Genomic DNA, 12341 nt, shown 5'->3' with positions numbered 1-12341 from the left:
TCGTCCGCACTGGCGCGGGATCCGGCCGGATCGGGATGATGAGCCAGGTCAACGGGGCGGGGAGCCCCGGGCATGTGCGAACGGGGGATCGGCGATGTCGCCGCATGAGATCGGGTTGTACGCGAGCGCGGCCGCAGTGGTCGGCTCGGGGCTGCGGTTGCTGGTGCTGGCCGTCGGACCGGCCGGCGGCTCCGCAGCCGCCGGCCGGCCGGGGGAGGTGCTGGCCGTCGTCCGCGCCGCCCTGGCACGGCGGCCCTGGGCCACGGTCACGCTGTTCGCCGTGATGGCGGTGATGGCCGTCCTGCAGTACGCGGTGCCCGCCGTGGTCGACGATCTGATGCGGCAGCCGGGTGCGCTGTCCGACGGGCAGTGGTGGCGGGCCGGTACCGCGCTGCTGGTGCAGTCCTCGGGCCTCGTGCAGATCGCGATGAACCTGCCGGCCCTGCTCGTGGTCGGTGCCGTCGCCGAGTCGGTCCTCGGGTGGTGGCGGACCCTGGCGGTCTTCCTCGTCAGCGGCGTCCTCGCGCATGTGGTGAGCCTGGCCGGCTGGTCGCCGCGCGGCGGCGGCGACTCCGTGGCGGTCTGCGGTCTGCTCGGCGCCCTGGCCGTCACCTGCCTGCTGCGCGGGGACCTCCGAGGCCCCGCGTTCAGGGCCAACTGGTTCGTGCTGCTCGTCCCGGCGGCCGCTCTGCTGCTGTGCGCGATGGAGAACAACCACGGCGCCGGCCTGTTGGCGGGCTGCCTGCTCGGCCTGGCGCTTGCCCCGGGGACCTTCGGGACGAGGACCGGCCGCCCGCGGCCCGTCACGCCCTGACCGTTCGTCTCCCGGCTGCCGGGCGTCGAGGGGGGTCTGCGAGAGTGCGGGTATGACACTTCGGACACTTCGCTGCGCCGTCCTCGACGACTTCCAGGGCGTCGCCACCAGCATCGTCGACTGGTCCCCGGTCGCCGACCGGGTGGCGGTGACGGCCTTCCGCGACCACCTCGACTCGGAGGACGAACTCGCCGCCGCGCTGGTCGACTTCGACATCGTGGTGACCCTGCGCGAGCGGGTGCCGTTCCCGGCCTCGTTGTTCGCCCGGCTGCCGAGGCTCCGGCTGCTGGTCGCCTCCGGCATGCGGAACTCGGTGATCGACTACGCGGCCGCCGAGGCGCACGGCGTGACCGTCTGCGGGACGGCCAGCTCCGCCACCCCGCCGGTCGAGCTGACCTGGGCGCTGCTGCTCGGCCTGGCCCGCGGCATCGTGCCGGAGAGCACGGCGGTGCGCGAGGGCGGCCCCTGGCAGAGCACCGTCGGCGCCGATCTGCACGGCCGGGTGCTCGGGCTGCTGGGACTGGGGAAGATCGGCAGCCTGGTCGCCCGGGTCGGACTGGCCTTCGGCATGGACGTGGTGGCCTGGAGCCGGAACCTCACGGACGAGCGGGCCGCCGAGGTCGGCGTGCGTCGGGCGGCCACCAAGGAGGAACTGCTGAGCGGCAGCGACTTCGTCTCGATCCACCTCGCGCTGGGCGAGCGCACCCGGGGACTGCTCGGCCCGGCCGAACTCGCCCTGATGAAGCCCGAGGCCTACCTGGTGAACACCTCCCGGGCGGCGATCGTCGACCAGGACGCGCTGCTGGCCGCGCTCACCGCAGGCCGGATCGCGGGCGCCGCCGTGGACGTCTTCGACGTCGAGCCGCTGCCCGCCGACCACCCGCTGCGCACCGCGCCCCGGCTGCTGGCCACTCCGCACCTGGGGTACGTGTCGCGGGACAACTACCGCCGCTACTACGGCGAGGCGGTGGAGGACATCGCGGCCTTCCTGGCCGGCGAGCCGATCCGCCGGCTGGGCTGACACCCGTGGCGGCGTCCGCCCGCCGTGCGTGCCCCGGCCGCATACTGGCCGCGTGACGAGCGCAGACGGTGGACGGGGTACGGGTCGGCGCGGTGTGCTGAGGGCGGGTGCGGCCGCGCTGCTGCTGGGTGCGGCGGGTTGTGCGGGCGGCGCCGGGAAGCCGGTGGCGTCGGCGAGTTCGGGCACCCGGCAGACCCCGACGGGGACGTCCGGGGAGACGCCACCGCCGACGCCGACGGCATCCCCCTTGCCGCAGCCCCCGCTCTGGCGGCCCGGCCCGTCCGAGGTGCAGCCCGACGTCAAGCGCCGCGCCGTCGAGCTGGTCGCCGCGCTCGGCGCCTGGCCGCCCGGCGGGCAGGGCGCGGAGGCGGCCCGGGCCAGGGTGGCGGCGCTCGGCCTGCCGCCCGCGCTGGCGGACCGGGCCGGGCCGCTGGCCCCGGCGGTGTCCGAGGCGAGCCTGGAGGTGATCGACGCCCAGTACGGCGGGATCCTCGCGGACTCGGCGAGCGTGCTGGTGGTCTGCCGGCAGTGGACCCGCGGGTCCGACGGCTCGATCGCGGAGGGCGGCACGACGGTGGACGTCCGGCTGAGCCGGGCCGAGCCGCGCTGGACCGTCACCGGCCTGAACCCGGGAGACCCGGGGCCGGCCGCCGCCACGCCCTCCCCGTGGGTGGCGCAGGTGCTGGCCCAGCCGAGGATCGAGCTGCCGCCCGAGGCGGCCGCCGACCTGCGCAGCGGCAGCGTGCACGACAGCGTGTTGCAGGCGATGCTCCGGCTGGCCGGCCCGTACACGCTCTCGGTGAGCGTGGTGCGGACCGGCCATCCGTTGGACGTCTTCGGCACGACCCGGCCCAGCGACCATCCGCGGGGCCGGGCCTTCGACGTCTGGCGGATCGACGGCCGGGCGGTGGTGGACCCGGCGACGCCCCGGCCGTTGGTCGAGTCCTTCATGCGGGACGCGGCCGCCGCCGGTTCGTACAACGTGGGCGGGCCGGTGGCGATCCCGGGCGTCGGCAATCAGTTCTTCACCGACGACACCCACCACGACCACGTCCACATCGGGTTCACCGCCTGACGGTGCGTCAGTTGACGTTGACGCCGCTCCAGGCCGCCGCGACGGCCTTGTACTCGGTGCTGTTGAGGCCGTAGAGGTCCTTGGCGGCACTGAGGGAGGCGGTGCGGGCGCCCTTGTAGTTCGTGGTGGAGGTCATGTAGACGGTCAGCGCGCGGTACCAGATCTTGGCGATCTTCTGGTTGCCGATGCCGGTCACCGTGGAGTTGTTGCAGGTGGGGCTGTTGTAGGTGTAGCCGTTGATGGTCTTGCTGCCGCTGCCCTCGCTGGCCAGGTAGAACCAGTGGTTGCCGACGCCCGAGGAGTTGTGCACGTCGAGCTTGCCGACCGAGCTGCTCCAGCAGTCCGCCGACCGGCCGTCCAGGGAGGGCTTGTCGAAGCGGCGCAGCCACGGCGGGGTGGACTGGTCGCTGAAGAGGTAGTCGCCGGTGTCGACCGGGTTGTTGGCGTACCACTCGACCATGGTGCCGAAGATGTCGCTGGTGGACTCGTTGAGGCCGCCGGACTCGCCGCTGTAGCGCAGGTTGGCGGTGGCGCTGGTGACGCCGTGGGTCATCTCGTGGCCCATGGTGTCGAGGTCGACCTGCTCCGGGTCGGTGTTGCCGTCGCCGTCGCCGGTCATCATGCAGAAGCAGCTGTCCGACCACTGGGCGTTGTCCCAGTTGGTGCCGACGTGGACGAAGACGGTGGCGCCCTTGCCGTCGTTCTTGATGCCGTTCCGGCCGAAGGTGTTCTTGTAGTAGTCGAACGTCCAGGCGGTGTTGGCGTGGGCGTCGACGGCGGCGGTGGAGCGGTCGGTGGAGAACTTCTTCCCGTCGCCCCAGACGTTGGTGGCGCTGGTGAACGGGGTGCCGGAGGTCGCCTTGAGCGCGCTCGCCGCGACGTTGTTGGCGTCCTTGGTGACGTGGCCGCGGACCGGGTCCTTGAGGGTGTAGCCGCCGTTCTGGGCGGTGGTGTCGATCGTGATGTCGCCGGTGTACTCGGAGTGGCCGGTGCCGGCGGCCTGGTGCTCGGCGTCGTAGGTCTCGATCTGCTCGCCGGTGGTGGCGTCCGTGACGACCACCTTGCCGGCCGGCTGGCCGTGCTCGCCGCTTCCCTCGACGGTCGTCCGCCAGGCGAGCCGGGGCGTGCCGTCGGCGGCCCAGACGACCAGCTCGGGCGTGCTGGTGGCGTCCTGGACGCCCGGCGCGGCCGCGATCGCGTTGGCGGCGCCGGCCTGCGCGGGCACCTTCGGGACGGTGGACGCGACGGCGGCGTCGTGGGCGGCCGCGCGGGAGGAGTCCTTGAGCCGGCCGCGGGCGTCCTGGTGGACGACCAGGTCGCCGCCGACCACCGGGAGGCCCTGGTAGGTGCGGTCGAAGCGGACGTGCTGGGTGCCGTCGGCGTCGAGGACGACGTCCTTGACCACGAGGTCCTGGCCGGCGCCGAAGCCGAACACCCCGGCGTTGCGGGTGACGTTGGCGCGGGCCTGGGCTATCGCGGCCTCGCGCGTGCCGGTGGCGGCGGAGGCCGTACCGGTGGGGACGACGACGCTGACGAGCGCGGCGACGACCGCGATGGCTCCGACCGCGAGGGGGCGGCGGGAGGAGGAGGTGGGGCTCACTCTGACTCCAGTCGGGGTAGCTGCAGGGAAAAGAGCTGGGACTGAGATTGATGGCGATCAGTCAGGTGGAGCTAGAGGAAAGGTCATATCTTTGCCAAGTTGTGTCCTGTTCAAATCAAAAATGATCAGAAACTGGCAACCCGTCATGCTCCGACGCTTCCGGCCCGCCTCTCCGCCGGTTTCCCCGCTCGCTTCCCCGTCCGTCGGCATCGGTTCTCCCCCCGACCCCGCTGACGCCTCCGATCGTCCCCTCAACTCCCGCCGCACAGCAGGGTGCTGGGCAGTCCACTCCTCGGACGGCCCGGCCCGGTGCGGAGCGGTGGTTGTACTCTGCACGCGGACGGTCGGCGCCGGCCCGTCCGGTACGGCGCCACGCCCTGCACCCTGTCCGGCGCCCCATTCCGGAGGTCCGCCCCCATGAGCTCGTCCGTCCCGTCCTTCGACGGCCCGCTGCTGCGCACCCAGGGCGTCGACGTCGTGCGCGACGGCCGCCACCTGCTGCGCGGGATCACCCTCGCCATCGAGCCGGGCGAGCACTGGGCGCTGCTCGGACCCAACGGGGCGGGCAAGTCCACCCTGCTCGCCCTGCTGGGCGCGGTCTCCCACCCCACCCGGGGCGAGGTGGACGTGCTCGGCCGCCGGCTCGGCCGGGTGGACATCCGCGAGCTGCGCGCCCACCTCGGGCACGTCAACCCCCGGCACCCGCTGCGCTCGCCGCTGACGGTGCGCGAGGTGGTGCTGACGGGGCACACCAACACCATCGAGCCGGAGCTGCACCGCAAGCCCGGCCCCGAGGTGCTGGATCGGGCGGAGCAGCTGATCGAGACGCTCGGCATGACCGCGATCGCCGAGTCCCCGTGGACCACCCTGTCGCAGGGCGAGCGCGGCCGGGCCCTGATCGCCCGCGCGCTGATGCCGAGCCCCCGGCTGCTGCTGCTCGACGAGCCCGCGACCGGGCTGGACCTGACGGCCCGCGAGCTGCTGCTGGACAGCCTGGACCTGCTGCGCCACCAGCATCCGGAGCTGGCCAGCGTGCTGGTCACCCATCACCTGGAGGAGCTGCCGGAGAGCACCACCCACGCCCTGCTGCTGCGGGACGGCGGGTGCGTGGCGGCCGGGCCGGTGGCCGAGGTGATGACCACCGAGCTGATCAGCGTGACCTTCGGCCACCCGATCCGGATCAGCCGCCACGAGGGCCGGTGGACGGCCCGCGCGGCCGCCCGTCGGGCGCCCGGGCGCTGACGGGCCCCGATCGGGCCGGCGGTCTCCAGGGGCCGCTGCGGCCGGGCGGTTCGCTTCCGGTTGGGGGGCGGGTGTAGACGTAAAAGACTTTTTACGTAAGGTATGCCTTAGCTAAGGCGGGGTCGTCGTTCGTCTCCCCACCGGCGCTCAGTCCTGCCCTGGCACTCCCATGCCCTTTTCCGTTGGAGCCCGCATGTCCGCCCGCCGCCGTTCCACCGCAGCCGCGCTGCTCACCCTCGCCGTGGCGACCGCCACCCTGGCCGGCTGCGCGGAGAAGAAGGACGACAAGGCGGGCGGCTCGGACGCGGTCAAGATCAACGCCACCGACACCGCCTGCGAGGTCTCCAAGACCAGCTTCCCGGCCGGCCACGTCGTCCTGGACATCGGCAACAAGGGCTCGAAGACCACCGAGGTCTACGTCTACGCCGCCGGCGACAAGATCGTCACCGAGCGCGAGAACATCGGACCCGGCACCAAGGCCACCATCAACGCCGAGATCAAGGCCGGTTCGTACGAGATCGCCTGCAAGCCCGGCATGGTCGGCGACGGCATCCGCCAGAAGATCACCGTGACCGGCGAGGGCGGCAGCTCCGCCGCCGCCGACCCGCGCCTGGCCGCCGCCGTCGACGCGTACCGCACGTACGCCCAGCAGCAGGCCGACGCCACCATCCCGGCCGTCGAGGCCTTCGCCGCCGCGATCAAGGCCGGCGACGTGGAGAAGGCCAAGTCGCTGTACGCGCCGTCGCGCACCGGCTGGGAGCGCACCGAGCCGGTCGCCGAGAGCTTCGGCGACGTCGACCCCAAGACCGACACCCGCGAGGACAAGCTGGAGGCCGGCCAGCAGTGGACCGGCTGGCACAAGCTGGAGAAGTCGCTCTGGGCCGACGCCAAGATCGGTGACGACGAGAAGAAGCTCGCCGACCAGCTGGTCAACGACCTCAAGGACTGGCAGAAGAAGATCCCCGAGGCCGAGATCACCGCGACCAGCATGGCCAACGGCGCCAAGGAACTGCTGGACGAGGTCGCCACCAACAAGATCACCGGCGAGGAGGACCGCTACAGCCACACCGACCTGGCCGACTTCCAGGCCAACGTCGAGGGTGCGCAGAAGGCCTACGAGCTGCTGAAGCCGGTCGCCGCCGAGAAGGACCCGGAGCTGGCCAGGACGCTGGACTCCGAGTTCACCGCCATCCAGGCCCTGCTCGCCAAGTACAAGCAGGCCGACGGCACCTTCACCTCCTACGACAAGGTCACCGAGGCCGAGCGCAAGACCTTCTCCGACGCCGTCAACTCGCTGGGCGAGCCGCTGTCGAAGCTGGCCGCCGCCGTCGTCGTCAAGTAGCGCCCCAGGGCCGGACAGGCCCTGGTTCCACCCCGAGCACCATCCCCACCCCACCGACGCCGTGGCGGCCCGAAGCGGCCGCCACGGCATCGGCGAGTCAGCACAGAGAAGGATCCGCCGCCGATGGACGCCGAGAACGCCCAGGCCGTCGAGAACGCCCAGGCCGTCGACACCGCGCAGCAGCCCGGGACGCCGAGTGCGTCCGGGGGCGCCGTCAGCCGACGGGCCGTGATCGGCTGGGCCGGCGCGGGCGTCGCGCTCGGCGCCGCCGTCGTCGGCTCGGTCGCCGCGGCCACCCGGCAGGACGACGCCGACCCGGTACCGGCCGCCCAGACCGGCGCGGACGTGCCCTTCTACGGCGAGAACCAGTCCGGCATAGCCACCCCGGTCCAGGACCGCCTGCACTTCGCCGCCTTCGACGTCTCCGAGAACGCCACCCGCGAGTCGCTGGTCAAGATGCTCAAGGAGTGGACCAAGGCCGCCGCCGCGATGACCGGCGGCCGCGAGGTCGGCACCGGCGCCGCCAACGGCCTGCCCGAGGCGCCGCCGGACGACACCGGCGAGGCCCTCGGCCTGCCCGCCTCCCGGCTCACGCTCACCATCGGCTTCGGCCCCACCCTGTTCGAGAAGGCCGGCCCGGACGGTCAGCCCGTCGACCGCTTCGGCCTCCGGGCCAAGCGCCCCGAGGCCCTGATCGACCTGCCGAACTTCAAGGGCGACAAGCTCGACCCGCTGCGCAGCGGCGGCGACATCTGCGTCCAGGCCTGCGCCGACGACCCGCAGGTCGCCGTGCACGCGATCCGCAACCTGGCCCGGATCGGCATGGGCACCGTCAACATCCGCTGGTCCCAGCTCGGCTTCGGCAAGACCTCCTCCACCACCCCGGACGCCCAGACCCCGCGCAACCTGATGGGTTTCAAGGACGGCACCCACAACATCGCGGGCACCGACGCCGCCGGGCTGGCCGAGCACGTCTGGGCCGCCCCCGGCGACGGCCCCGAGTGGATGACCGGCGGCTCCTACCTGGTCGCCCGGCGGATCCGGATGCACGTCGAGACCTGGGACCGCGCCTCGCTCAAGGACCAGGAGGACACCTTCGGCCGCACCAAGGGCGAGGGCGCCCCGTACGGCAAGGCCAAGGAGCACGACGCGCCGGACCTCAAGGCGATGCCCGCCGACTCGCACGTCGCCCTGGCCCACCCGGACGCCAACAACGGCCTGATGATCCTGCGCCGCGGCTTCTCCTTCACCGACGGCACCGACGGTCTCGGCCGCCTGGACGCCGGCCTGTTCTTCCTCGCCTACCAGCGGGACACCCGCAAGGCCTTCGTGCCGCTCCAGCAGCGGCTCGCGGCCAGCGACAAGCTCAACGAGTACATCCAGCACGTCGGCTCCGCCCACTTCGCCTGTCCGGCGGGCGTCCGCAAGCCGGGGGAGTGGTGGGGCCAGGCCCTGTTCGGCTGACGCCCCGACCGCATTTCCCCCCGTACCACCTCGACCCCCCAGGAGCCCGCGTGTTCGGCAACTACCTGATCGGCCTGCGCGAAGGCCTCGAAGCCAGCCTGGTCGTCTGCATCCTGATCGCCTACCTGGTCAAGACCGGCCGCACGGACAAGCTGCCGCCGGTCTGGATCGGCGTCGCCTCGGCCGTCGTGCTCAGCATGGTCTTCGGCGCCGTGCTCCAGTTCGGCTCCTCGCAGCTCACCTTCGAGGCCCAGGAGGCGCTGGGCGGCTCGCTGTCGATCATCTCGGTCGGGCTGGTCACCTGGATGGTGTTCTGGATGCGCCGCACCGCCCGGCACCTGAAGACCGAGCTGCACGGCAAGCTGGACGCGGCCATCGCCATGGGCACCACGGCCCTGGTGGTCACCGCCTTCCTGGCGGTCGGCCGCGAGGGCCTGGAGACCGCGCTGTTCATCTGGTCGGCGGTGCAGGCCACCAACGACGGCTACAACCCGCTGATCGGCGCCGCGCTCGGCCTGCTCACCTCGGTGGTGCTCGGCTGGCTGTTCTACCGCGGCGCGCTGAAGATCAACCTGGCCAAGTTCTTCACCTGGACCGGCGCGATGCTGGTGGTCGTCGCGGCCGGCGTGCTCGCCTACGGCGTGCACGACCTGCAGGAGGCCGGCTGGCTGCCCGGGCTGCACAGCGTGGCCTTCGACATCAGCAGCACCATCCCCAAGGACAGCTGGTACGGCACCCTGCTCAAGGGAGTGTTCAACTTCCAGCCGGACCCGACCGTGCTGCAGCTGGTGGTCTGGCTGCTCTACCTGCTGCCGACCCTCGCCGTCTTCTTCGGCCTGCTCGGCCGCAAGGTGAAGCCCCTCGCGCCCAAGCCGGCCGCCTGACCGGCCCGTTCGGCCTCCGCACCGCCCCGCCCGGCACCCGCCGGACGGGGCGGTGTCGTATGCGGACGCATCCTTGCACGCACCACCGACGGTCCGTCCCGCAGCGGGACCGGACACGCGCGGGGCCCCGGACGATCGCCGATCGTCCGGGGCCCCAGGCGTATTCCGGGTGGGACTACTCGCTCTTGATCGCGCCCAGGATGTCCATCCGGGCGGCCCGGTGGGCCGGCCAGAGGGCGGCCAGCAGGCCGATCACCGCGGCCGCGACCAGGAAGCCGACGATCTGCAGCGGCGGCACCACGGTGGTCATGTTCTTGAACGAGTCCGCGATCGCGTGGTTGCCCGCCCAGGCCACCAGGACCCCGAGCCCGACCCCGACCACGCCGCCGAACAGCGCGATCAGCAGCGACTCCAGCCGGACCATCCGGCGGATGCCGACCCGGTCCAGGCCGATCGCCCGCAGCATGCCGATCTCCCGGCGCCGCTCGAACACCGACATCGCCATGGTGTTGACCACACCGAGCACCGCGACCACCACGGACATGCCGAGCAGCCCGTACATGACGTTCAGGACGTCGGTGACCATCCGGCGGGTCTCCGCCTTGATGTCCTTCTCGCCCTTGACCGCGATCAGCGGGTTGCCGCCGGTCGCGTCGCGCAGCGCCTGCTTCAGCTTCTCGTCCGCGCCGTTGGCGCCCTTCACCAGGACCTTCTGCAGGCCGGAGCCGGGCAGCGCGTGCGGGCCGACCACGGCGTCCGGGGCGACGATGCCCGCCAGCGCGGTGTTGGCCTCCAGCACGGCGCCGATGGTGAGCGAGCCCTTGGTGTCGTCCGGGTAGGTGACGGCGAGGGTGTCGCCGACCTGGTAGCCGTTGCGCTCGGCGGTGCCCGAACTCACCATCAGCCGGCCCTGCCTGAGGGCGTCCGCGGAACCGTCCTTGACCTTGATGGTGGCCAGCTGGTCGATGGCCGCGGCGTCGACCGCCGTCAGCCACTCGTGGTCGGAGCCGTCCGGGCCGGTCGCCACCGGTACGCTGCGCATCACGCTCGTCGCGCTGACGCCGGGCGCCTTGGCGAGCTGGCCGGCGACCTCGGGGGAGAGCATCGAGAAGTTCTGCATGGCGACCGTGTAGTCGGCCTTGAGGTCGCTCGTGGTCGCCTCGTCGACGGCCTTGTTCACCGAGGCGCCGACCACGGTCAGCGCGGTGATCAGGGTGACGCCGATGGTCAGCGCCGAGGCGGTGGCCGCCGTCCGGCGCGGGTTGCGGATTGCGTTCTCCTGGGCCAGCTTGCCGGGCGTGCCGTACAGCCGGCGGAGCAGCGGGGCGAACACGGCGATCAGCGGCCGGGACAGCAGCGGGGTGAGCACGAACACGCCGATCATCAGCGCGCCCGCGCCGAGGCCGACCAGCTTGGCCTCCTTGCCGCCCGCACCCGCCGCCAGCGCGCCCGCGCCGGCCAGGCCGAACAGCAGGCCGATCGTGTTGCGGACCAGCAGGCTCTTCTGGGTGGCGGGCTGCTCGGTGGAGCTCATCGCGGCCACCGGGGCGATCCGGGAGGCCTTGCGGGCGGGCAGCCAGGCGGCCAGCACCGTCACCAGCACGCCGACCAGGAGCGAGGCGATGATCGTGGAGGGGCTGATCACCAGCGGGCCGTCCGGCAGGTTGGCGTCCATCGGGCCGTTCAACAGCGACTGCAGCCCGGCCGCGATGCCGATGCCGGCGAGCAGACCGGCCACCGAGGCGGTCAGGCCGAGCAGCAGTGCCTCGATCAGCACCGAGCGGGTGATCTGCTTGCGGCTGGCGCCGACGGCGCGCAGCAGGGCGAGTTCCTTGGTGCGCTGGGCGACCAGCATGGTGAAGGTGTTGGCGATGATGAAGATCCCGACGAACAGCGCGATCGCGGCGAAGCCCAGCAGCACCGTGCTCATGACCTTGGTGCCCTCGGCGATCATCCTGTCCTGCTCGGCGGCGAGCTCGCGGCCGGTCCTGGCCTCGATGTCACCGCCCTGCGGGAGGGCCTGCCGGACGGCGGCGAGCAGGGCGGTGTCGTCGGCGCCCGGCTTGCCCTTGACGTCCAGCTCGGCGAAGCGGCCCGGGCTCAGGTAGAGCTGCTGGGCGGTGGCGGTGTCGAAGGCCGCGAGCGAACCGCCGGAGATCACGCGCGGGTCGTTGGTGTGCAGGGTACCGGTGAGCTTGAGCTCCATCACCGGGCCGTTGACGGCCACCCGGACGGTGTCGCCGACCCGGAAGCCGCCCTTCTCGGCGGTCTTGGCGTCCAGCGCCACCTCGCCCGAGGCGCGCGGGCCGCGCCCCTCGACCAGCGGGTAGCGCGCGTCGGTGCCGTCGGAGCCCGGCACGTAGTTGGTGCCGGTGGTGGAGAAGCCGTCGCCGATCAGCGCGCCCTTCTTGTCGGCGATGCCGGCGAAGCCGCTGACCACGCCGCGTGCCTCGGCGGCGCCGGGCAGCGCCGCGACCGTCTTGCGGGTCTCCTCGGTCAGGGCCGGGCCGGCGGCGGTCCTGCCGCCGTGGTCGTAGCCCCGGCTGACGGCGTTGCGGTCGCTGACCGTGACGGCGATGTCGGTGTAGCTCTTGGAGTTCTGGGACCTGAGCGCGTTGCCGAAGGTGTCGGTGTAGACCATGGTCCCGGCGACGAAGGCGGTGCCGAGCATGACGGCGAGTGCCGTCATCAGCAGGCGGCCCTTGTGGGCCAGCACGTTGCGCAGTGCGGTGCGATACATGGGGTGTCCTGGGGTGGCGTAGGGGCGGCGGCTGGGCTGGCGGGCCCTGGCTGGTCGTGGCTCTAGCTGGTGCGGCCCTTGGCGTCGAAGCGGCGCATGCGGTCCAGGACGGTGTCGGCGGTGGGGTGGTGGAGTTCGTCGACGATGCGGCCGTCGGCG

At 72.4% G+C, this 12341-nt stretch carries 9 protein-coding genes and 1 pseudogene; 7 read left to right on the top strand and 3 right to left on the bottom strand.

The genetic code is table 11. The annotated features are described in order from the left end of the window. The first annotated feature begins 94 nt into the window (after positions 1 to 94). From ACIO5E_RS22055 to ACIO5E_RS22045, 3 genes are read left to right on the top strand one after another with little or no spacing between them, the layout of a single operon-like run. The gene (locus ACIO5E_RS22055; protein WP_400670385.1) at positions 95 to 814 is read left to right on the top strand and encodes a rhomboid family intramembrane serine protease; all 720 of its coding nucleotides are present in this window, start codon (positions 95 to 97) and stop codon (positions 812 to 814) included. Positions 815 to 866: 52 nt separating this feature from the next. Continuing rightward, positions 867 to 1835 (top strand): D-2-hydroxyacid dehydrogenase family protein, encoded by a 969-nt coding sequence (locus ACIO5E_RS22050; protein ID WP_400670383.1) that lies wholly within the window; start codon positions 867 to 869, stop codon positions 1833 to 1835. A gap of 52 nt (positions 1836 to 1887) precedes the next feature. Beyond that, positions 1888 to 2910 carry a hypothetical protein gene (locus ACIO5E_RS22045; protein ID WP_400670380.1) on the top strand — a complete coding sequence of 341 codons (1023 nt, stop codon included), beginning with the start codon at positions 1888 to 1890 and terminating at the stop codon, positions 2908 to 2910. A 7-nt stretch (positions 2911 to 2917) separates the two neighbouring features. Here the strand turns inward: ACIO5E_RS22045 and ACIO5E_RS22040 are convergent, their stop codons facing one another. After that, complete coding sequence (locus ACIO5E_RS22040; RefSeq protein WP_400670377.1) at positions 2918 to 4510, bottom strand: M4 family metallopeptidase; 1593 nt, start codon at positions 4508 to 4510, stop codon at positions 2918 to 2920. 417 nt (positions 4511 to 4927) lie between these two features. On the opposite strand from ACIO5E_RS22040, the gene ACIO5E_RS22035 reads away from it, so the two are divergent. The 4 genes from ACIO5E_RS22035 to efeU all read left to right on the top strand — a co-directional run bounded on the left by ACIO5E_RS22035 (position 4928) and on the right by efeU (position 9442). Further along, on the top strand, positions 4928 to 5752 hold the full coding sequence (locus ACIO5E_RS22035; protein ID WP_400670375.1) for an ABC transporter ATP-binding protein: 825 nt from the start codon (positions 4928 to 4930) through the stop codon (positions 5750 to 5752). A 193-nt stretch (positions 5753 to 5945) separates the two neighbouring features. Next, complete coding sequence (efeO, locus tag ACIO5E_RS22030) at positions 5946 to 7094, top strand: iron uptake system protein EfeO (RefSeq protein ID WP_400670373.1); 1149 nt, start codon at positions 5946 to 5948, stop codon at positions 7092 to 7094. A 123-nt stretch (positions 7095 to 7217) separates the two neighbouring features. Beyond that, positions 7218 to 8558, top strand: coding sequence for an iron uptake transporter deferrochelatase/peroxidase subunit (gene efeB / locus ACIO5E_RS22025; RefSeq protein WP_400670371.1), 1341 nt, complete (start codon positions 7218 to 7220; stop codon positions 8556 to 8558). 50 nt (positions 8559 to 8608) lie between these two features. Beyond that, the gene (gene efeU / locus ACIO5E_RS22020; protein ID WP_400670368.1) at positions 8609 to 9442 is read left to right on the top strand and encodes an iron uptake transporter permease EfeU; all 834 of its coding nucleotides are present in this window, start codon (positions 8609 to 8611) and stop codon (positions 9440 to 9442) included. Positions 9443 to 9617: 175 nt separating this feature from the next. On the opposite strand, the gene ACIO5E_RS22015 is transcribed toward efeU, so the two are convergent. Further along, positions 9618 to 12182: an ABC transporter permease gene (locus ACIO5E_RS22015; protein WP_400670365.1), complete on the bottom strand. Its 2565-nt coding sequence runs from the start codon at positions 12180 to 12182 to the stop codon at positions 9618 to 9620. Between the two features lie 62 nt (positions 12183 to 12244). Further along, positions 12245 to 12341 (bottom strand): annotated as a pseudogene (locus ACIO5E_RS22010) (ABC transporter ATP-binding protein); the annotation flags it as partial.

It is taken from the genome of Kitasatospora sp. NPDC087314, from assembly GCF_044744365.1.
Classification (GTDB): Bacteria; Actinomycetota; Actinomycetes; order Streptomycetales; family Streptomycetaceae; genus Kitasatospora.
Note: the sequence above shows the minus strand (reverse complement) of the source record. Positions and strands in the feature narration are given on the sequence as shown.

Bases quoted from the DNA above. Each gene is read 5' to 3' on its own strand.
- ACIO5E_RS22035 (WP_400670375.1), top strand. From the start codon at position 4,928: ATGAGCTCGTCCGTCCCGTCCTTCGACGGCCCGCTGCTGCGCACCCAG.
- ACIO5E_RS22015 (WP_400670365.1), bottom strand. From the start codon at position 12,182: ATGTATCGCACCGCACTGCGCAACGTGCTGGCCCACAAGGGCCGCCTG.
- efeB (WP_400670371.1), top strand. From the start codon at position 7,218: ATGGACGCCGAGAACGCCCAGGCCGTCGAGAACGCCCAGGCCGTCGAC.
- ACIO5E_RS22055 (WP_400670385.1), top strand. From the start codon at position 95: ATGTCGCCGCATGAGATCGGGTTGTACGCGAGCGCGGCCGCAGTGGTC.
- efeO (WP_400670373.1), top strand. From the start codon at position 5,946: ATGTCCGCCCGCCGCCGTTCCACCGCAGCCGCGCTGCTCACCCTCGCC.
- ACIO5E_RS22050 (WP_400670383.1), top strand. From the start codon at position 867: ATGACACTTCGGACACTTCGCTGCGCCGTCCTCGACGACTTCCAGGGC.